The sequence below is a fragment of the Stenotrophomonas sp. PE591 genome (assembly GCF_018320795.1).
Lineage (GTDB): Bacteria > Pseudomonadota > Gammaproteobacteria > Xanthomonadales > Xanthomonadaceae > Stenotrophomonas > Stenotrophomonas maltophilia.
Genome location: NZ_JAAOKO010000013.1, coordinates 203,479 through 222,016 on the forward strand (window position 1 = coordinate 203,479; position 18,538 = coordinate 222,016).

The following is an 18,538-nucleotide window of genomic DNA, read 5'->3' on the forward strand; positions in this document are numbered from 1 at the left end:
TCACCCACCCGGTCGCGTCGATGCCGTCGAGTGCTGGGCGCAGATATCCATCAACTGCTGGTGGCCGCGCATCAGCGCATCCACGCAACGCGGATCGAACAGTCGCCCACGCTGGGCGTACAGATAAGCCAGTGTGGCTTCCATGGTCCATGCTTCCTTGTACGGACGGGGCGAGATCAGCGCATCGAAGACGTCGGCGACAGCAACGATCCGCGCTTCCAGCGGGATCGCTTCGCCGACCAGGCCGTCGGGATAGCCGCTGCCGTCGTAACGTTCGTGATGGCGCAGCGCGATGAGCGCGCCCACCTGGATGAAACGGTTCTGGCTGCCACTCAGCAGCTCGTGGCCGATGCGTGGGTGCCGGCGCATGATCGCCAGCTCCTCGTCATTGAGCTTGCCCTGCTTGAGCAGCACCGCGTCGGGAATGGCGATCTTGCCCATGTCATGCAGCGGCGCCGCCATCTCGATCAGGCGCACGTCGTCTTCGGGCAGGCCAAGCTGCTCGGCGATCAGCCCCGCAACGCGCGCCATGCGTTCGAGATAGGCACTGGTGCCGGCATCACGGAACTCGATCGCCCGCGCCAATCGCGACAGGGTCTCGCGTTCGCGTTCCTCGACCTCGTGCATGCTGGCCAGCAGGCGCTGCTCCAGCGACAACGCACGTTGCTTCACGTTCTCGGTCTGCTGGCGCAGTTGCAGCAGGTTGTAGCAGCGCGCGCGCAGTTCACGCGGGCGGATCGGCTTGACCAGGAAGTCGATGACCCCCGCTTCCAGCGCCGCCTGGCGGATCGGCTCGTCGCCGACCACGGTGATCAGGATCACCGGGATATCGCGGTGCTTGGGCAGGCGACGGAATCGACGGGCGAACTCCAGCCCGTCCATCTCCGGCATGCGGTAATCGAGCAGCAGCAGGTCGACCGGGTGCGCCTCGCACCAGGCCAATGCGGTCAGCGGATCACCGAAGTCATACACGCTCAGTTCCGGCGCGATGTCTTCGATGACGTGACGCAGCATCGTCCGCGCGGACGTCTGGTCGTCAACAATGACGATGTTCAACGCGTACTCCGCCTGGTTTCTCGACCATGCTGGATCATCAGCAGGCGAGGATACCCTGCTGCTGCGAACGCTCGCACCCTGCATCGGCCCGACTCCCGTGTCATGCGTCCCGGTTCATGATCGTCATCACATTGTGAAGCGGACTCTCCACAATGCGCACTCCCCCTGGCGCCGATCAAGCCATAACAGACGTCAAGGTAGTGCATTAACGATACGCCGAGCGCGGGAGGCGTCAATCGCGCCGTCTCATTTCGCGACGGCGCGCACAAACGGGAGTCAAAAAGACGACTTACTGCTCCGGACGCATGTACGGGAACAGCAGCACGTCACGGATCGAGCTGCTGCCGGTCAGCAGCATCACCAGGCGATCAACGCCGATGCCGAGGCCGCCGGTCGGGGCCATGCCGTACTCCAGCGCACGGATGTAGTCGGCGTCGTAGTGCATCGCCTCGTCGTCGCCGCCTTCCTTCGCGGCCACCTGGGCCTGGAAACGCTGGGCCTGGTCTTCCGGGTCGTTCAGTTCGGAGAAGCCGTTGGCCAGCTCCTTGCCGTTGACGAACAGCTCGAAGCGATCCGTGTAGCCCGGGTCGTTGTCATTGGCACGGGCCAGCGGCGAGACCTCGACCGGATGGTCGGTGATGAAGGTCGGCTGGATCAGGGTGTGCTCGACCGTGGCCTCGAAGATTTCCAGCAACAGCTTGCCCCAGCCGTAGGACGGCTTGACGCGGATGTTCAAGCGCTCGCAATGGCGCAGCAGCGCATCGCGGTCAGTGCAATCAGCGGCCGAGATTTCCGGGTTGTGGTGGCGCACTGCCTCATCCATGCGCCAACGACGGAACGCCGGACCCAGGTCGATCTTCGCGCCGTCCCATTCCACTTCGGTGCCACCGTTCACGGCCTTGGCCACATCACGGATCACACCCTCGGTCAGGTCCATGATTTCGTTGTACGTGGCGTAGGCCTCGTACAGTTCCATCATGGTGAATTCCGGATTGTGGCGGGTGCTGACGCCTTCATTGCGGAAGTTGCGGTTGATCTCGTACACGCGCTCCAGGCCACCCACGGTCAGGCGCTTGAGGTACAGCTCCGGCGCCACGCGCAGGTACAGGTCCAGGTCCAGCGCGTTGTGATGGGTGGTGAACGGCTTGGCCGCCGCGCCGCCGGGGATGTAATGCATCATCGGCGTCTCGACTTCCAGGAAGTCGCGGTTGTCCAGCCACGCGCGCATGGCGCGGATGATCTTCGAGCGCTTGATGAACACCGCGCGCGACTCCGGGGTCACGATCAGGTCGACGTAACGCTGGCGGTAGCGCTGCTCGACGTCGGCCAGGCCGTGCCACTTGTCCGGCAGCGGGCGCAGCGACTTGGTCAGCAGGCGGATCGACTCGGCCTTGACCGACAGTTCGCCGGTCTTGGTACGGGTCAGGCCGCCTTCGACGGCGATGATGTCGCCCACGTCCCAGCCCTTGAAGGCCGTGTAGGCATCGCCCAGCACCGCGCCCTGCAGGAACAGCTGGATGCGGCCGGACTCGTCCTGGATCTGCGCGAAGCTGGCCTTGCCCATGATGCGCTTGGCCATCAGGCGGCCGGCCATCTTCACCTGGCGACCGTTGCCTTCCAGCGCCTCGGCGGTCCAGGTATCGGCATCGGCGAATTCTTCCTGCAGGCGGCCGGCGAAGTCCTCGCGACGGAAGTCGTTCGGGTACGCGATGCCCTGCCCACGCAGCGTTTTGAGTTTCTCGCGGCGCTCGGCGATCAACTTGTTTTCGTCAACGGGGGGGGTATCGGTAGCTTCGCTCATGGATCTGCGGGAATCGTGTAGTGAGGGGGGATGTTGCACCCGGCACAGCCGGTTGCCCAGCATACCAAAACCGCCCTGCCCCGGCCTTGGGCCGGGCCCGCCCAGATGGCCGCCAACCTTGGTTGGCGGTCCGTGTGTCGACCAAGGTCGACACCTACCGGATTCCGGGGAACGACGCCCCGGTCAACCGTTCCCAGGGAACGCCTGCCGCAGCTCGTCCACCAGCACCCGCTGGTTCTCCGAGTAATCAACCGGCACCGACACCAGGTGCACCCCGCCCTCGTTGAAGGCCGCCTCCAGCGTCGGGATGAACTGCTCGATGGCGGTCACCTCGTGGCCCTTGCAGCCGTAGGCTTCCGCGTACTTCACGAAATCCGGGTTGCTGAAGGTCATGCCGTAGTCGGTGAAGCCATCTACCGCCTGCTTCCAGCGGATCATGCCGTAGGCGCCGTCGTTGAGGATCAGCACCACCAGGTTCAGGCCCAGCCGACGCGCGGTCTCCAGCTCCTGGCTGTTCATCATGAACCCGCCATCGCCGCACACCGCCAGCACCCGCCGCTGCGGGTACAGGATCGAAGCCATGATCGCCGACGGCAGGCCCGCGCCCATGGTCGCCAGCGCATTGTCCAGCAGCAGCGTATTGGCCACCTGGGTGCGGTAATTGCGCGCGAACCAGATCTTGTACATGCCGTTGTCCAGCGCCACGATGCCGTCCGGCGGCATCACCTGGCGCACGTCGTGCACCAGCCGCTGAGGCGTGAATCCAGCCTCCTCGGCTCGGTCAGCCAGGTGTTCCAGAATGGTCGCGCGCAGCGGCAGCAGCGCGTCAGCGTTCGGCACCGCGCCTTCGATACGATCGGCCAACTGGGTCAGCGAACGACCGATGTCACCGATCACTTCCACCTGCGGGAAGTACACCTGCTCCACGGCCGCCTGCGAGTAGCCGATATGGATCACGGTCGGCCCACCCGGGCGCATCACGAACGGCGGCTTCTCGGTGACCTCGTGGCCGATGGTCACGATCACGTCGGCCTGGTCGATCGCCATGTGCACGTAATCGCGCTCGGTCAGCGCCGCGGTGCCCATGTACAGGCCCGAACCACCGGCCACCGCGCCCTTGCCCATCTGCGTGGTGAAGAACGGAATGCCGGCGCGCAACACGAACGCCGACAGCGCTTCGCTGGACTGCGGCCGCGACGCCGCCGAGGCGATCATCAGCAGGGGGCGCTTGGCGTTGCGGATGATCTCCGCCGCCCGATCCAGCGCCTCCGGACTGGCAATGGGACGATCCACCGCGTGCGGCGGAATCAGCGCCACGCCCTCGACCTCATCGGCCGCGATATCTTCGGGCAGCTCCAGCAGCACCGGGCCCGGGCGCTCTTCCTGGGCGACACGGAACGCCTCGCGGACGATGGTCGGGATGGTGCGCGCCGAGACGATCTGACGCGCCAGCTTGGTCAGCGGCTTCATCGTGCTGACGATGTCGACGATCTGGAAGCGCGCCTGCTTGCTGGCGACGATGCCCTTCTGCCCGGTGATCATGATGACCGGCCATGCGCCAAGCAGCGCATACGCGGCGCCGGTGGTGAAATTCAGCGCGCCGGGGCCGAGCGTGGCCAGGCACACGCCCGGCTTGCCGGTCAGGCGGCCATAGGTAGCCGCCATGAACACCGCCGCCTGCTCGTGGCGGGTGATGACCAGCTCGATGCTGGAATGGCGCAGCGACTCGACCACGTCGAGATTTTCTTCGCCGGGAATGCCGAAAATGCGCTCGACGCCTTCGTTCTCAAGTGCGGCGACAAGCAGATCTGAACCCTTGGACATTGGAATGCCGTCCTTTTCGCTGGACTGATGGTGGATCGTTGCAGGGAGGATGGAAGCTGCGCGTCAACGCTTGTCGAACCACACCGTCTGCGCGTTGACGAATTCGCGGATGCCGAAGTGCGAGAGCTCACGGCCGAAGCCGCTCTTCTTCACGCCGCCGATCGGCACGCGCGGATCGGACGCGGAGAAGCCGTTGACGAACACGCCGCCGGTCTGCAGCCGGCGCGCCAGCTGCATTGCACGGGCGCGGTCGCCGCTCCACAGGTTGCCGCTGAGGCCGAACTCGCTCTGGTTGGCCAGTTCCACCGCATGGTCGGCGTCGCGGGCGCGGCTGATCGAGGCCACCGGCCCGAACGTTTCGGTGTCGAAGGCCTGCATGCCCGGCTCAACCCCGGCCAGCACGGTGGGTGCATAGAACGCACCCGGACGATCCAGCTGGTGACCGCCGACCAGCAGCTGCGCACCGGCGTCGACCGAAGCACGTACCTGCGCGTCGAGCTGCTCCAGCAGATCCTGGCGCGCCATCGGGCCGATGCGGTTCGCCGGGTCGCGGCCGTCGCCAATGGTCAGTGCCTGCACCTTCTGGCAGAACTGCGCCACGAAACGATCGTAGACCGCGTCTTCGACGATGATGCGCTTGCCGGCGATGCAGACCTGCCCGGTGTTCTGGAAGCGCGAGGCCACCGCCGCATCGACGGCCGCATCAAGATCGGCGTCGGCCAGGACGATGAACGGATCGGAACCGCCCAGTTCCAGCACCACCTTCTTCAGCGCCTGCCCGGCCTGGGCAGCAATGCTGCGGCCGGCGGCCACACTGCCGGTCAGGGTCACCGCCGCGATGCGGTCATCGGCGATCGCGCGGCTGGTGCCCTCGCGGCTGATGTTGGCCGCGATGAAGGTGCCCTCCGGCAAGCCGGCATCGCGCCAGGCGGCGTCGAGCAGCTGCGCGGTACCGACGATGTTCTCGGCCGGCTTCAGCAGGAAGCCGTTGCCGCCCATCAGGATCGGCACCGCCGCACGCATCACCTGCCAGTACGGGAAGTTCCACGGCATGATGCCCAGCACCACGCCCAGCGGCAGGTATGACACGTAGGCCTTGTCGTCGGGCACCTGGGTCGGTTCGTCGCGCAGGAACTGCGCACCGTTGTCGGCGTACCAGTCGCACAGCACAGCACACTTCTCGATTTCGGCCAGCGCTTCGGCCTGGACCTTGCCCATTTCGGCGGTAGCCAGCGCGGCCAGCTTTTCACGGTCACGGCGTAGTACCGCGGCCATCGCACGCAGCACGTCTGCGCGCTGTTCGAGGCTCTTGACGCTCCAGGCTGCAAAGCCGACCTGGCCGCGATCCAGGATTGTTTCCAGCTCGGCGTCGGTGGCGAAGGGATGGCTGGCGATCTGCTGGCCGGTGGCCGGATCGCGGGAAATGGCGGTGGTGGGGGCAGCGGACATGCAGGGCTCCTGTTGTCTCGACAACGGGCGGTGGCCCGTCTCCTGCACAGGAATGTGGACCCGATTGGCGGAGGCAACAAGGCGTCTGCTTATCCTGTGACCTGCACTTACCTGCCTGAATGGGGTTATCGGCAGGGCTGCGCCCTGCACCCGCAGAGGCTTCAAGCCAAGGCAACGGCAACGGCAACGGCAGAAGCTGGCATTCCGTGGGTTGGCGGGGTGGGTCCGGTTGCGGGAGACGCCGTAAACCCGTCCTTGGGGGCTTGGCCGCGGCATCCATGCCGCGGACACTCCCGCAACCGGACCCATCCCGCCTTCGACAATTTCCCGCGATCTGTCGGGACGGCGCTGTGCGTTGCTGTTGGTGGGTGTCGACCTTGGTCGACACAGTAGATCCACGCCATGCGTGGATGACTCATTCGATATCTGAAGAAAAATCGTGTCGACCAAGGTCGACACCTACCAACAGCCGCGCGGAACAAAGCCGCAGTTGCCAACAGCCGCGTGAACCTGTCGAAGGTGGGGCGGTGTCGGCGTGCGGGGTGTCAGCCGCATGGATGCGGCTGCCAAGCCTACACGGACGTACTTGCGGCGTCCCCGCACGCCGACACCGCCCCGCCAAACCACGGAACCTAGCTCTGGCTCTGGCTCTGGCTTTGGCCGTTGCATTGAGCAGGTGCAGGGCTGCAAGCCCTGCCGAACACCCCCTACTTCCGCGGCAGGTAGGTCACCAAGGAAAGGTCATGCCGGCTCTCCGGCACCAGCGCCACGTACTGCAGGTCCAGCAACCCGCGCGTGGGGTGGTTCAACTTCTTCGCACCTTCATCGAACCGGCGCACATCGTGCTCCGGCCACCACTGGCGGAACTCCTCGCTGTGCGCGGCGATGTCCTCCACCAGCGCCAGGAACGGGGCCTTGTCCGGCGCCTGCGCCATCGCCGCGCGGAAGCCTGCCAGCAGGCCGCGGGTCATTTCTTCCCAGTTGAGGATCAGCGTGCGGTACGGCGGGTACAGGAACATCAGCCGCAGCGTGTTGCGCTCATGCGGTGCCAGCTGGCTGTAGTCCACGAACAGCTCGGCGATGGCCGGGTTCCAGGCCAGGATGTCGAAGCGGGTGTTGCGCACGTACGCCGGGATCGGCTGCATCGCCTCCACCAGCTGGCGCAGGCCGTCGGTCACGCTCTCGTCCGGTGATTCCAGCGGCACGCCGTAGCCGGACAGCGCGAAGGCATAGGCGCGTTCGTCGTCGCTCATGCGCAGCACCTGTGCCAGGCGCTCGAGCACCTCGGGCGAGGCACGCACTTCGCGGCCCTGCTCGATCCAGGTGTACCAGCTCACGCTGACCCCGATCGCCAGCGCCACTTCCTCGCGCTTCAGGCCCGGGGTGCGCCGCCGCCCGGCCGGCAGGCCGAGCGTGGCGGGGTCGACACGGGCGCGGCAGGCCTTGAGGAAGCCGCCAAGTTCCTTGCGTTCACTTTCGCTGCGCATCATCGCTACCGCCGTACCCGTTGTAGCGTCGAGCCATGCTCGACGCATCTGCTACTGCGCCAACAGCAGCCGAGCATGGGCTCGGCCCCACATCGGAAGCGTGATCAGCCACCCTCGGCGTTGCGCACGAGGGTGACGATATCCGCGCAGGCGCGCCGATCAGGCATCGACGCGCTTGGAGCCCACGGCCAGGCCGGCCTTCAGGCTGGCCTCGACGAACTCGTCCAGGTCGCCGTCCAGCACCTTCTGCGTGTCCGACCGTTCGATGCCGGTGCGCAGGTCCTTGATGCGGCTCTGGTCGAGCACGTAGTTGCGGATCTGGCTGCCCCAGCCGATGTCGGACTTGGTGGCTTCCACGGCGTCCTTCTCGGCGTTGCGCTTCTGGATCTCCAGTTCATACAGCTTGGCGGCCAGCATCTTCATCGCGTTGTCGCGGTTCTGGTGCTGGCTGCGGCCGGTCTGGCAGGCCACGACGATGTTGGTCGGGATGTGGGTGATGCGCACCGCCGACTCGGTCTTGTTCACGTGCTGGCCACCGGCACCGGACGAACGGTACACGTCGGTACGCAGGTCGGCCGGGTTGATGGTGATGTCGATGTTGTCGTCGATTTCCGGCGACACGAACACCGAGGTGAAGCTGGTGTGGCGGCGGTTGTCCGAGTCGAACGGCGACTTGCGCACCAGGCGGTGCACGCCGGTCTCGGTCTTCAGCCAGCCATAGGCATAGTCGCCTTCCACGCGCAGCGTGGCCGACTTGATGCCGGCAACGTCGCCACCGGACACTTCCATCAGTTCGGTCTTCCAGCCGCGCGACTCGCACCAGCGCAGGTACATGCGCAGCAGGATCTCGGCCCAGTCCTGGGCTTCGGTGCCGCCGGCACCGGCCTGGATGTCGACGAACGCCGCCGCATTGTCCATCTCGCCGGAGAACATGCGCTGGAACTCCAGCTTCTCCACGTGGGCCTGGTGCTTGTCCAGGTCGGCGACCACGGCCAGGGCGGTGTCCTCGTCCTGCTCGGACTCGGCCAGCTCCAGCAGCTCGGTGGCATCGTTCAGGCCATCGAGCACCGAGGCGATGCCGCCCACGGTCTTTTCCAGGCTGGAACGTTCGCGGCCCAGGTTCTGGGCGTACTCGGCGTTGTTCCAGACGTCGGGGCTTTCCAGCTCGCGCGTTACTTCTTCAAGACGCTCTTTCTTGGCGTCGTAGTCAAAGATACCCCCGAAGCGACAGCACGCGATCGGTCAGATCGGTGATGCGCTGGCGGACAGGATTCAGTTCGATCATGTCGGCGGTTATGCATTCAAAAGATGACTGGTAATGATACCGCAGGCGGCGGGTGCCCGGAATGAGGGCCTCACCCTGCCCCCAGCGCCTGCCGCAGCAGCGGCAGCTGGCGCCGGCTGCACGGCACTTTCGCCCCGTCGGCCATGTGCAGCAGGGCCTCGCCTCCGTCCAGCGGCTCGATCGAGCGCAACTGGCCGCGATTGATCAGCCAGCTGCGATGCGGGCGCAGGAACTCGCCCGGGTCCAGCCGCTGCTCCAGCACCGCCATGGTGATGCGCAGCGGGTAGTCGTGGCCGCGTACCCGCAGGTTCACGTAGTTCCCCGCCGACTGCGCGTACTCCACGTCGGCCGTGGCAACCAGGAACTCCTTGCCCAGCTTGCGGACGAGGAAATGCCGGGGGCGCTCGACCGGCTCCACCGGCGGGCCGACGTCGGGCTCGGCCAGCAGGCTCGCTTCGCCCTGCCTGCGCCTGCCGAACCAGCTGGCAAAGTGCTCGAGGGCCACGAACATCGCGAACGTGCGCACATCCTTCAGGTATTCGTAGGCAAAACGCTCCAGCCAGCCGGCATCGTCCTGGTAGCGGTAGCCCAGCGACGCGTAGGCCAGATGCCGCAGCAGCATCATCCCCACCACGTGCAGCAGCGACCAGCCGACGCTGGCCAGCAGATACAGCGGCAACCGCCGCCTCCAGGTATCAGCATGCAGCGGCCAGCGCTCGCAGCCCCACCACAGCAACGGCAGGGTCAACAGGATCAGGGCGAGGCTGCTGAACTCCCAGATCATCGGCTCCCACAGCCCGAGATCGGCGCCGCGGCGACTGGCGTCCATCACTTCCACCAGCGCATTGGTCACTGCCGAGGCCGACAGGATCGCCGCCCATACCAGCAGGCGGGTTGAAGTACGCCAGCGCGATGGTCGGCCCTGGGTCATTGCTGCATCCATGTCGTTGCGGTGCTCCAGCCTGCCTCAAGGGACAAAGGGTAGCGGCTCCATTGGTCCCACCACCCCCGCCATTGGTCACTGCGTCGGTTCCAGCGGCCCCTTGCCGGTCGCCGCACGGACCGGACGGCGTCACCTTGGCTCGACTCTCCGGCACACCACCACCATGACCCGACGCTACGACATCGACGCCCTGCGCGTGTTCGCCTTCGCCCTGCTGATCCTCTACCACACCGCCATGGCCTACGTGGACGACTGGGGCTTTCACCTCAAGAGCGTGCATACCGCCGAATGGCTGCAGTGGCCGATGCTGTTCGTCAACCGCTGGCGGATGTCGCTGCTGTTCCTGATCTCGGGTATCGCCATCGCGCTGATGCGGCCGGAAGGCAGGTTGCTGCGCTTCGCCGGCCTGCGCACCTGGCGGCTGCTGCTGCCGCTGCTGTTCGGCATGTTCGTGATCGTGCCGATCCAGCCCTACTGCGAAGGCGTGGCCAACGGCCACGTGGCACCCGGCTTCGGCCACTTCCTGCTGCGCTATTGGCAGGTGCGGCCGTGGCCGGAAGGGAGCTTCGCCGGTTGGCAGTACGGCATCACCTGGAACCATCTGTGGTACCTGGCGTATCTCTGGAACTACACGCTGGCCCTGGCCCTGTTGATGCCGTTGCTGGGAACGGCGGTGGTGCGCCGCGCGGTGGCGTTCTGCGCAGCATCGCCGATGCTGCTGATCGGCCTTCCGTCCGCCCTGCTGCTGGCCTGGGTGATCTGGCTGGAGCCGATCTACCCGTCCACCAATGCCCTGCTCAGCGACTGGTACCAGCACGCGAAGTACGCAACGGTATTCCTGGCCGGCTACCTGCTGGGTCGTGAGCCGGTGTTCTGGCAACGCGTGGTCGCCCTGCGCCGCACCACGCTGTGGCTGGCGCTTGCTGCCGTTGGCTGGTATCTGGGGTTGCGCATCCTCGGCCAGGTGCTGCCCGCCGACTCCCCGCTGCGGCGATGGCCCGAACCGTTCTGGGACCTGCAGGGCCGGGCCAGCCAGTCGCTTTACGTCTGGACCGCGCTGCTGGCCATCCTCGGCTGGGGAAAGGTCTTCCTCGATCGCCCGTTCCGCTGGCTGCCGTACTGCACCGAGGCGATCTATCCGTGGTACATGCTGCACCAGAGCCTGATCATCGCCCTGCTGTTCTGGCTCAGGCCGCTGCAGCTGGGCCCATGGCTGGAACCGGCGCTGCTGCTGGCCGGTACTGTCGGCGGCTGCCTGCTGATCCATGAGTTGCTGATCCGTCGCGTGCGTTGGCTGCGGCCCCTGTTCGGCCTGCGTGCCGATCCGCCAGCGGCGTCAAAGGCGCGCACCGTGGCGTTGTAGCGCCGCGCCGAGGCTCGGCTGCCTGTGCCGTGAGCCGGGCATGGCCCCGGCTCTACATCAAAGCAGTCGAGCAAGCTCGACGCTACGCGGACGTCCGAGCGGTCAACGCACCTCGAACTCGCCCACCAGCACGGTCTCGGCGCGGTCCTTCAGGCGCATCGTCACCATCTGGTCCTTCTGCTTGGCCGTGCCCCAATGGGTGGTCAGGTGCAGCATCAGGGTCGTCGCGCCGGTCACCAGCTGCTGGCGGCTTCCGAAGTAGTTCGCTTCCACCTTGTACTTGCCTGGCTTGGCGTTGCGCAGAGAGAACTGCTCGGGGCCATAGCCGCCGGTGAAGTCCTGCGACATCTGCCCACCCTGGTACGTCAGGCGGTTGCCGTAGTACGCGCGCTCGCCGTTCGGGTCGGTCACCCACAGATCCATGTCGCTGTTGTCGGCATCCCACGACAGCACCACGCGCAGGTCCAGCGGCATCGCCTGCAGCAGGCGCGGGTCGATACTGGTGGTATCCAGCCGGGGCGTGCTGCGGGCCACCAGGTTGGTCAGTTCATCCAGTGCGATCAGGGCGATGCCATCGAAGCGGCTGTCCCACGGCCGCACCACCACCTGGTACAGCGGCGCCAGCGCCTGCTGCGGCTTGCCGGCCGCGGCCAGTGCCAGGCCCAGGTCGCGGAAGCTCTGCGGTTCTTCCTGGCCCATCGCCAGGACCTGCTCGAACACCGGCACCGCCAGTGCGGGGGCATCAGCCTGCATCAGCCGGTAACCGAGCACGCGCAGCAGGTGGCGGTTGTCCAGATCCATCTCGGCCAGGTTCGACAGCACACGCAGTGCCAGGTCGCGCTGACCCTGCTCCAGCAGCAGGTCGGCCACGTCGAGGAAGAACGCGCTGCTGTCGGCATGCGCATCGCGCTCGGCCAGGTAGCGGTCATACAGTTGCGACGCCGGGCCCTGGCGCAGGCGCCGGGCGATGGCCGAATCCGACTGCCAGGCCGCCAGCTGGATGCCGAGCTCGCCCTCGTTGGCGGCAGCGGGCGCAGCGACACGGCCACCAGTGACCGTAATTGAATCCAGGGCCTTGTTCGATGCAGGCGCCGAGCGACGTGCACGCGCGCTGCTGGCTTCCATGCGCTGCTCGGCGGCGGCCATCGGTGCCGGGGCGGGCGGTGCCGCAGGGGCCGGCGCGGCGAGCATTGCCACCGGCGCCGATTCCATCGCGTAGTCCGCCGAGGCCACTTCCAGTGCCCCGCCCTTCGCCTGCGGTGGCACACCCTTCGGCCAGCTGCGGCTCCACCACTGCTGGCGCTCCTTCCAGCGTGCCGCCACCTCATCCAGGCGCTGGCGATCAGCAGCGGCGCGATCTCTTACCTGCACTGCAAACCTGGCGTCGTACCCGGCGCGCAGCGTGCCCGAAGGGCGAATCGCATAGCGCAGGTAGTCCTCCAACGTCTCCAGCACGATCAGCGAGGTGTCCGGGCCGACCAGGCCAAACTGCTGCGACAGCCGCTGCATCGCCTCGCGGTTGCCACGGCGGTCGGCAGCCAGCTGCTGCAGGCGCGCCTGCGCCCACAAGCCGGCCAGCAGCTCGCCGTCTTCACTCTTCTGCGTGGCCGGCAGCGCCTGCCATTCGCCGCCACCCACGCGCACCCGCATCGGCACTCCATCGGCCGCCAGTCGTGCGTGCAGCCACAGCCAGCCCTGGGCTTCACTGCGACGATCGATCACCACGTCCTGCACGCCGCGCCCCGCATCGACCTGCACATCCAGCGACGACGACAGCAGCTCGCGCGCCGCCGCATCGACATCCTCGCCCAGCGCAACGAAGCGGCCGCCACGCGCTTCGCTCCAACCACGCAGTCGCACGGCATCGGTGCGCGCACCGGCGCTGCTTACCGCAAACAGGCGTTGATCCGGCGCCATCGCCGGCAGCTGTTCCGGCCCATAGGTCAGCAGGCCATCGCTGACCAGCAGGTACTCCTTCACGCCCGGCTGCGGCTGCCACTGCGCCAGCGCGCTGGCACCGTCAGGGCGCACCGCCTGCAACGCTGCGCGCAGCTCGTTCCAGTTGCCGGCGCGGATACGGAATCGACGCACCGGCTCGGCGCGATCGCGCAGTACGGTCAAGGCCACGGTGCCGTCACCCAGCGCGGCGAAATAGCGATCCAGCAGGGCGAACTCACGCGTGCGATCGCGCTGCCCCGCCGAACCGGAGCCGTCCCACAGCAGGCCGATCTCGCTGGGCAACGTGCGGGGTGTACTGCTGGCCGCCACCGGCAGCTGTGCCAACAGGTAGTGCCCATCCTGCCAGGGCGCCACCTGCAACTGTGCGTGGCGGGCTGCCGGCAGGTTCCACTGGAGTTGCTTCGGCAGCTGCGCACCCTTGCCCTGCCACTGCAGCTGGCCCGCGCTGATGCGGAAGGGTGCCGTACCCGCAGTAGTCGCGCCGGGGGCCTGCAGTTTCAGTTCAACCGAGGCTGCACCGGCGGCGAACTGCAGCGGCAGCGTCCACTGCCAGCCTTGGCCGGCGAAGGCCAACGGCTCGCGAATCACCAGCTCCACGCGCCGGCTACCGCCGGCCGGCAGCGGGTAGATGCGCAACCGGAACTGGTTGCCAGCGGTCTGTTCCAGCAGGCCCGGGTCGACGCCGCGGCGGGCGATCTCCTCGAACACCTGGCGGCCGCGGTCCTTGGGCACCGGCACCGCGTCACGCATCTCGCCGTTGATGTCCAGCGCGAAGCCGCTGATCTGCTGACCGTCGGCCAGCGGGAACTGCAGCTCGCCCTCCAGCACGCGCCGGTTCGGGTTGTGGAATTCCAGTGTGATCCGGGTCTGGGCGATGCCGGCCTGGACTTCGCCTTCGATGCGGGCGTGTCGCAGCTGCACCGCCTGCTCGGCGGCCGGGGCAATCAGCAGAGGCATGCTGGCCTGCGGCCGGGAGATCGGCGGCGACTGCGCGCCAGCGGGCCAGGCCGCAACGGCCAGCAGCAATACGGTGCAGCAACGGGCGAAGACCATGACCGGACTCCAGTGGGATCGTGAACCTTTGAACGCACCAGCAACCGTAACGGGGTTGGCGCCCCCAAAAAGGGGACGGAGGGGATTAAGTCGCAATTGGCAAACGAGGCACAAGCGACTTAATCCCCTCCGTCCCCTTTTTCTATGCGGGCAGGCAGTGCTCCACGATCAGCTGGATGGCGCTGCCGCCGCGATAGTCGTCGCAGGCGAGGCGATAGGCGAGATGCACATGGCGACCGGGCGCGTTGCCGTGCCAGCCGCCGAAATGGATGGCGTTGATGGTGCCGGGTACGCCGGGCAGGCGCAGTTCCAGCTTCAGGTGACGCTCCTTCAGCACGCGCCAGTTGGCCACTTCGAAGTGGCCGTCGAACAGTGGCTCGGGGAAACCCTGGCCCCACGGCCCGGCCAGGCGCAGCGCATCGGCGTGGCGATGGTCCAGCTCGTCCGCCGCCAGTTCGCCGTCACTGAGCACCTGCTGCTGCAATGCGGCCGGGTCGAGCATTTCCAGCACCACGGCAACGAAGGCGGCCTTGAAGGAATCAACGTGATCAAGCCGCAGGCTGAGGCCGGCCGCCATGGCATGCCCACCGAAGCGCTCGATCAGGCCCGGATGGCGTGCATCGACCAACGCCAGCGCGTCACGGATGTGCAGGCCGGGAATGGAGCGCGCCGAGCCTCGCAGGGTGTCGGCGCCGGGTTCGGCCGGGGCGAAGGCGATCACCGGGCGATGCAGGCGATCCTTCATTTTCGATGCGACCAGGCCGACCACGCCTGGATGCCAGTCGGCATCGAACAGGCAGGCCGCGACCGGTCGCTGACCGGCCATGTCCAGCACCACGCGGGTCAACGCCTGCTCGGCGTCATCGGTCATCGCCTGCTGCACCGCGCGGCGTTCCGAGTTGATCTGCTCCAGCGTCTGCGCGATCTCCCGCGCCTGGCGCGGGTCTTCGGTCAGCAACAGCGCGATGCCCAGCGCCATGTCTTCCAGCCGGCCCGCGGCATTCAGGCGCGGGCCGAGTGCGAAGCCGATGTCGGTGGCGGTCAGCCGCGCCGCGTCACGGCCGCTGGCTTCGATCAGTGCACGCAGGCCGACACAGCCCTGCCCTGCGCGCAGACGGCGCAGGCCCGCACTGACCAGCGCCCGGTTGTTCGGATCCAGCGCCACCAGGTCGGCGACAGTGCCGACCGCCACCAGGTCCAGCAGCGTGGTCAGGTCCGGCCCCTTGCCATCGGCGAAGACGCCGGCCTCGCGCATGTGCCGGCGCAGCGCCATCAGCACGTAGAAGATCACACCGACACCGGCCAGCGACTTGCTGGGGAACGCATCACCGTCGAGATTGGGATCGACGATGACATCGGCCGGCGGCAACTGCGGCCCGGGTAGGTGATGGTCGGTGACCAGCACCTGCCAGCCCCGCGCCTTGGCCGCGATCACGCCCGCATGGCAGGCGATGCCGTGGTCGACCGTGACCAGCAGGTCCGGCTGCAGCTCGGCCAGCTCCTCCACCAGAGAAGGTGACAGGCCGTAGCCGTGCACCATTCGGTTCGGCACCGCGTGGAAGACATGCTGCGCGCCGAGCATGCGCAGGCCACGCACGCCGACCGCACAGGCGGTGGCGCCATCGCAATCGAAATCGCCGACCACCAGGATGCGCTTGTCATTGGCGATGGCCTCGATCAGCAGGCCCACCGCATCATCGATGCCGGTCAGCAGCTCGGGGGCGTGCAGATTGCCCAGTTTCGGCTGCGCCAACTCCGGTGTACCCGCGCCCCGGTTGGCATAGAGACGCGCCAGCAGCGGCAGCGTGCCCTCCGGCCAGCTGCCGGGCGCAACCGCATCGCGGCGGCGGATCGTCGGCGTATCAGGGAATGGCTGCACAGCATCGGCGGCAAGGGACATCGGCATCGCCGGGTTGCGGAAGACATCCCCATGATAGCGCGGGGTCGGATCTCTCTGCCCGCAGGAGGCTCCCCCCCCTGATCGCGAGCATTTGGAATCTGCCAGCATATCTTCCATGCTTGTCGGCCCTGAAATGGACTTCAACGCATGCATCGCACGCTGCTTCCCGCGCTGCTGGGCCTCGCCCTGGCCCCGGCCGCCCACGCCGCCACACCCGAACCGAAGGCCGGCGTGCAGTTCCAGCACAACGACTGGTCGCTGGCCTGTGACAACACCCGCACCTGCCGCGCCGCCGGCTACAGCCCGGAAGAACCCGGCAATCTGCTCAGCCTGATGCTGGAACGCGCGGGCGGCCCGGCTACGAAGGTGCTCGCGCGGCTGCGCAATGGCGAGGATGGCGAAAGCCCGACGCCGACCGGGGCGCTGCGCCTGCGCCTGAACGGCAAGGACCTGGGCCCGGTGCACGACACCGGCGACGGGGACAACGTGTTGTTGCAGCAGGCACAGACCGATGCACTGGTCGCCGCACTGCCGCGCCAGGCACGCATCGAGATCATCGACGGCAAGGGCAAGGCGTGGCCGATCTCCGACAGCGGCGCAGCGGCCGTACTGCTGAAGATGGACGAGGCCCAGGGCCGGCTGGGCACGCCCGGTGCGCTGGTGCGGCGTGGCGACAAGCCCGAAGCGAGCGTGCCTGCGGCGTTGCCGGTACCAGTGATCGTGCGCGGCACGCTGATGGCACCGCGCGCCTCGGACGCGGCGCTGGCCAAGGCACCGGGCCTGCGCAAGGCGCTGATCGCCAGCCTGCCGAAGCCGGATGAGTGCGGCCGCCTGAGCGATGGCGGGACAGATGAGATCGAGATCCAGCGACTGGACGCCCAGCATGTACTGGCAAGCACCAGTTGCTTCGTGGGTGCCTACAACTTCAGCAGCGGCTACTGGGTAGTGCAGGACAAGGCGCCGTACCAGGCGAAGTTCGTGACCTCCAACGCGGAGGACTTTGATCGCGATGACGCGACGCTGCGCGGGCGCTTCCGTGGACGCGGCATCGGTGACTGCTTCTCCGGCCACGACTGGGCCTGGGATGGCGCGCGATTCGTGAAGAGCGGCGAGTTCACCACCGGGCAGTGCCGCGGCGTGGCGGGAGGGCATTGGCAGCTGCCGACCGTGGTCAGCACGGTGAGGTGATTGTTTGCAGGGCTGCGCCCTGCACCTGCCGAAGCAACATCCGAAGCAACAGCAACAGCGGGGAGTCCGTGGGTTGGCGGGGCGGTGTCGGATTGCGGGGACGCCGCAAGTACGTCCCTGTAGGCTTGGCAGCCGCATCCATGCGGCTGACACCCCGCAATCCGACACCGCCCCACCTTCGACAGGTTCACGCCGCTGCTGGTAGGTGTCGACCTTGGTCGACACATCTTTCAGATATCGATAGACAAAATGGGGTCAGAGCCGTTTTCCGATGGAAAACGGATCCGACCCCGATCGGCCGAGCCCCGATCAGTCGTGAAGCTGGCGCGGCTTCTTCCAGAACTGCCAGCGCTGTCCGCGATCCAGCTGGAACTGCAGGCCGTCCTCGAAATCCAGCACCAGCCGCTGCAGCTCGCCGCGCTTCAGCGCGGCCAGCAGCGGACGGATCGCATCGTTGCCGAGCTGCTGCAGGGAACGCAGCTGGCGCAGGTCGACCAGTGCATCCACCGCCTGCTCGCCATCGACGGCTACGCCAGCCGCCAGGGCCAGGCCCTGCAGCAGGGCATCGCGGCTGCGCACCTGTGCGTGCGGCGTGCTGACCGAAACCGGCATCACGCCACCGCCCCAGAACCACAGCGAATTGATCGGCTGTTGCCTCTGCGCGGCGCGCTGCTGGTTCCAGGAATGGTTGTGCAGCAGCACCTGCGCCTCGGTCATCAGCGCCCGCCAGCGACGGCCGCCCTCGCCTTCCGGCAGGTGCGAGAACAGGTCATCGCCGAGGACCTCGTCCGGACTGTCGAAATCCGGCAGGGCCAGGTCGATCGGAAGCCGCAGGTACCAACGCGAGGGATCGGGTGCGTCGAGCACGAATCCGGCATCGGCGAACAACGGCTGCAGCACCGGCAGCAACGCCAGGCTGTCGGCCAGGGTCGGCCGCAGCGTTTCGCCGTAGGCCATCATCCGCGCCCCGTGCATGTCCGGCACCATGCAGGCTGGATCGGCACGCAGCCAGCTGGCGCCGGCCGCATCGCCGACGTCGCGCTGGCGGGTCAACGCGGCCACCGGCCAGTGCGGCGCGGCAACCGCAAAATGGCGCGTCAGCTGCGCGCGTTCGCCCGGCGCGACCTGCACGGTCGTGGCACGGCCGAGCGCACGTGCCACATCGTCCGGCAACGCAGCCGCGGCAAAGCGGCTGCGGGCCGGCAACAGCAGGGTCGCCGTTGCCACCGT

Annotated in this window: 12 protein-coding genes; 2 read left to right on the forward strand and 10 right to left on the reverse strand. The window is 67.2% G+C overall.

The window, feature by feature from the left end:
- The 7 genes from JLDANKMP_RS21835 to JLDANKMP_RS21865 form a co-directional block, all read right to left on the reverse strand.
- The gene (locus JLDANKMP_RS21835) at positions 1-1,140 is read right to left on the reverse strand and encodes a two-component system response regulator (protein WP_005409495.1); all 1,140 of its coding nucleotides are present in this window, start codon (positions 1,138-1,140) and stop codon (positions 1-3) included.
- A 205-nt stretch (positions 1,141-1,345) separates the two neighbouring features.
- A complete protein-coding gene (gene lysS, locus JLDANKMP_RS21840; RefSeq protein ID WP_212562087.1) occupies positions 1,346-2,857 on the reverse strand; it encodes a lysine--tRNA ligase in 1,512 nt (503 codons plus the stop codon).
- 183 nt (positions 2,858-3,040) lie between these two features.
- Entirely contained in the window at positions 3,041-4,681 is a 1,641-nt protein-coding gene (locus tag JLDANKMP_RS21845; protein ID WP_005409493.1) for an acetolactate synthase large subunit, read from the reverse strand.
- Between the two features lie 63 nt (positions 4,682-4,744).
- A complete protein-coding gene (locus JLDANKMP_RS21850; RefSeq protein WP_005413223.1) occupies positions 4,745-6,130 on the reverse strand; it encodes an NAD-dependent succinate-semialdehyde dehydrogenase in 1,386 nt (461 codons plus the stop codon).
- Between the two features lie 707 nt (positions 6,131-6,837).
- Positions 6,838-7,620 (reverse strand): helix-turn-helix transcriptional regulator, encoded by a 783-nt coding sequence (locus JLDANKMP_RS21855; protein ID WP_008267447.1) that lies wholly within the window; start codon positions 7,618-7,620, stop codon positions 6,838-6,840.
- A 156-nt stretch (positions 7,621-7,776) separates the two neighbouring features.
- Positions 7,777-8,902, reverse strand: a protein-coding gene (prfB, locus tag JLDANKMP_RS21860) for a peptide chain release factor 2 (RefSeq protein WP_014037064.1) whose coding sequence is annotated in 2 segments (ribosomal slippage) — positions 7,777-8,826 and positions 8,828-8,902 — 1,125 coding nt in all. Because the reading frame shifts where the segments join, the coding sequence is not laid out codon by codon here.
- A gap of 70 nt (positions 8,903-8,972) precedes the next feature.
- Positions 8,973-9,833 (reverse strand): LytTR family DNA-binding domain-containing protein, encoded by an 861-nt coding sequence (locus JLDANKMP_RS21865; RefSeq protein WP_212562088.1) that lies wholly within the window; start codon positions 9,831-9,833, stop codon positions 8,973-8,975.
- 175 nt (positions 9,834-10,008) lie between these two features.
- Here JLDANKMP_RS21865 and JLDANKMP_RS21870 point away from each other — a divergent pair, with 175 nt between their 5' ends.
- A complete protein-coding gene (locus tag JLDANKMP_RS21870) occupies positions 10,009-11,208 on the forward strand; it encodes an acyltransferase family protein (protein WP_212562089.1) in 1,200 nt (399 codons plus the stop codon).
- A 102-nt stretch (positions 11,209-11,310) separates the two neighbouring features.
- Here JLDANKMP_RS21870 and JLDANKMP_RS21875 read toward each other — a convergent pair whose 3' ends face one another.
- A complete protein-coding gene (locus JLDANKMP_RS21875; protein WP_212562090.1) occupies positions 11,311-14,220 on the reverse strand; it encodes a VIT domain-containing protein in 2,910 nt (969 codons plus the stop codon).
- Between the two features lie 142 nt (positions 14,221-14,362).
- Entirely contained in the window at positions 14,363-16,120 is a 1,758-nt protein-coding gene (recJ, locus tag JLDANKMP_RS21880) for a single-stranded-DNA-specific exonuclease RecJ (RefSeq protein ID WP_212562107.1), read from the reverse strand.
- Positions 16,121-16,267: 147 nt separating this feature from the next.
- On the opposite strand from recJ, the gene JLDANKMP_RS21885 reads away from it, so the two are divergent.
- Positions 16,268-17,308 (forward strand): DUF1176 domain-containing protein, encoded by a 1,041-nt coding sequence (locus JLDANKMP_RS21885; protein ID WP_212562091.1) that lies wholly within the window; start codon positions 16,268-16,270, stop codon positions 17,306-17,308.
- 309 nt (positions 17,309-17,617) lie between these two features.
- Here the strand turns inward: JLDANKMP_RS21885 and JLDANKMP_RS21890 are convergent, their stop codons facing one another.
- On the reverse strand, positions 17,618-18,535 hold the full coding sequence (locus JLDANKMP_RS21890; RefSeq protein ID WP_212562092.1) for a phosphoglycerate mutase: 918 nt from the start codon (positions 18,533-18,535) through the stop codon (positions 17,618-17,620).
- Positions 18,536-18,538 lie beyond the last annotated feature (3 nt).

Coding starts and splice junctions, on each gene's coding strand:
- JLDANKMP_RS21885 (WP_212562091.1), top strand. CDS start 16,268: ATGCATCGCACGCTGCTTCCCGCGCTGCTGGGCCTCGCCCTGGCCCCG.
- JLDANKMP_RS21875 (WP_212562090.1), bottom strand. CDS start 14,220: ATGGTCTTCGCCCGTTGCTGCACCGTATTGCTGCTGGCCGTTGCGGCC.
- JLDANKMP_RS21865 (WP_212562088.1), bottom strand. CDS start 9,833: ATGACCCAGGGCCGACCATCGCGCTGGCGTACTTCAACCCGCCTGCTG.
- recJ (WP_212562107.1), bottom strand. CDS start 16,120: ATGTCCCTTGCCGCCGATGCTGTGCAGCCATTCCCTGATACGCCGACG.
- JLDANKMP_RS21850 (WP_005413223.1), bottom strand. CDS start 6,130: ATGTCCGCTGCCCCCACCACCGCCATTTCCCGCGATCCGGCCACCGGC.
- JLDANKMP_RS21870 (WP_212562089.1), top strand. CDS start 10,009: ATGACCCGACGCTACGACATCGACGCCCTGCGCGTGTTCGCCTTCGCC.
- lysS (WP_212562087.1), bottom strand. CDS start 2,857: ATGAGCGAAGCTACCGATACCCCCCCCGTTGACGAAAACAAGTTGATC.
- JLDANKMP_RS21845 (WP_005409493.1), bottom strand. CDS start 4,681: ATGTCCAAGGGTTCAGATCTGCTTGTCGCCGCACTTGAGAACGAAGGC.
- JLDANKMP_RS21835 (WP_005409495.1), bottom strand. CDS start 1,140: ATGCAGGGTGCGAGCGTTCGCAGCAGCAGGGTATCCTCGCCTGCTGAT.
- JLDANKMP_RS21855 (WP_008267447.1), bottom strand. CDS start 7,620: ATGATGCGCAGCGAAAGTGAACGCAAGGAACTTGGCGGCTTCCTCAAG.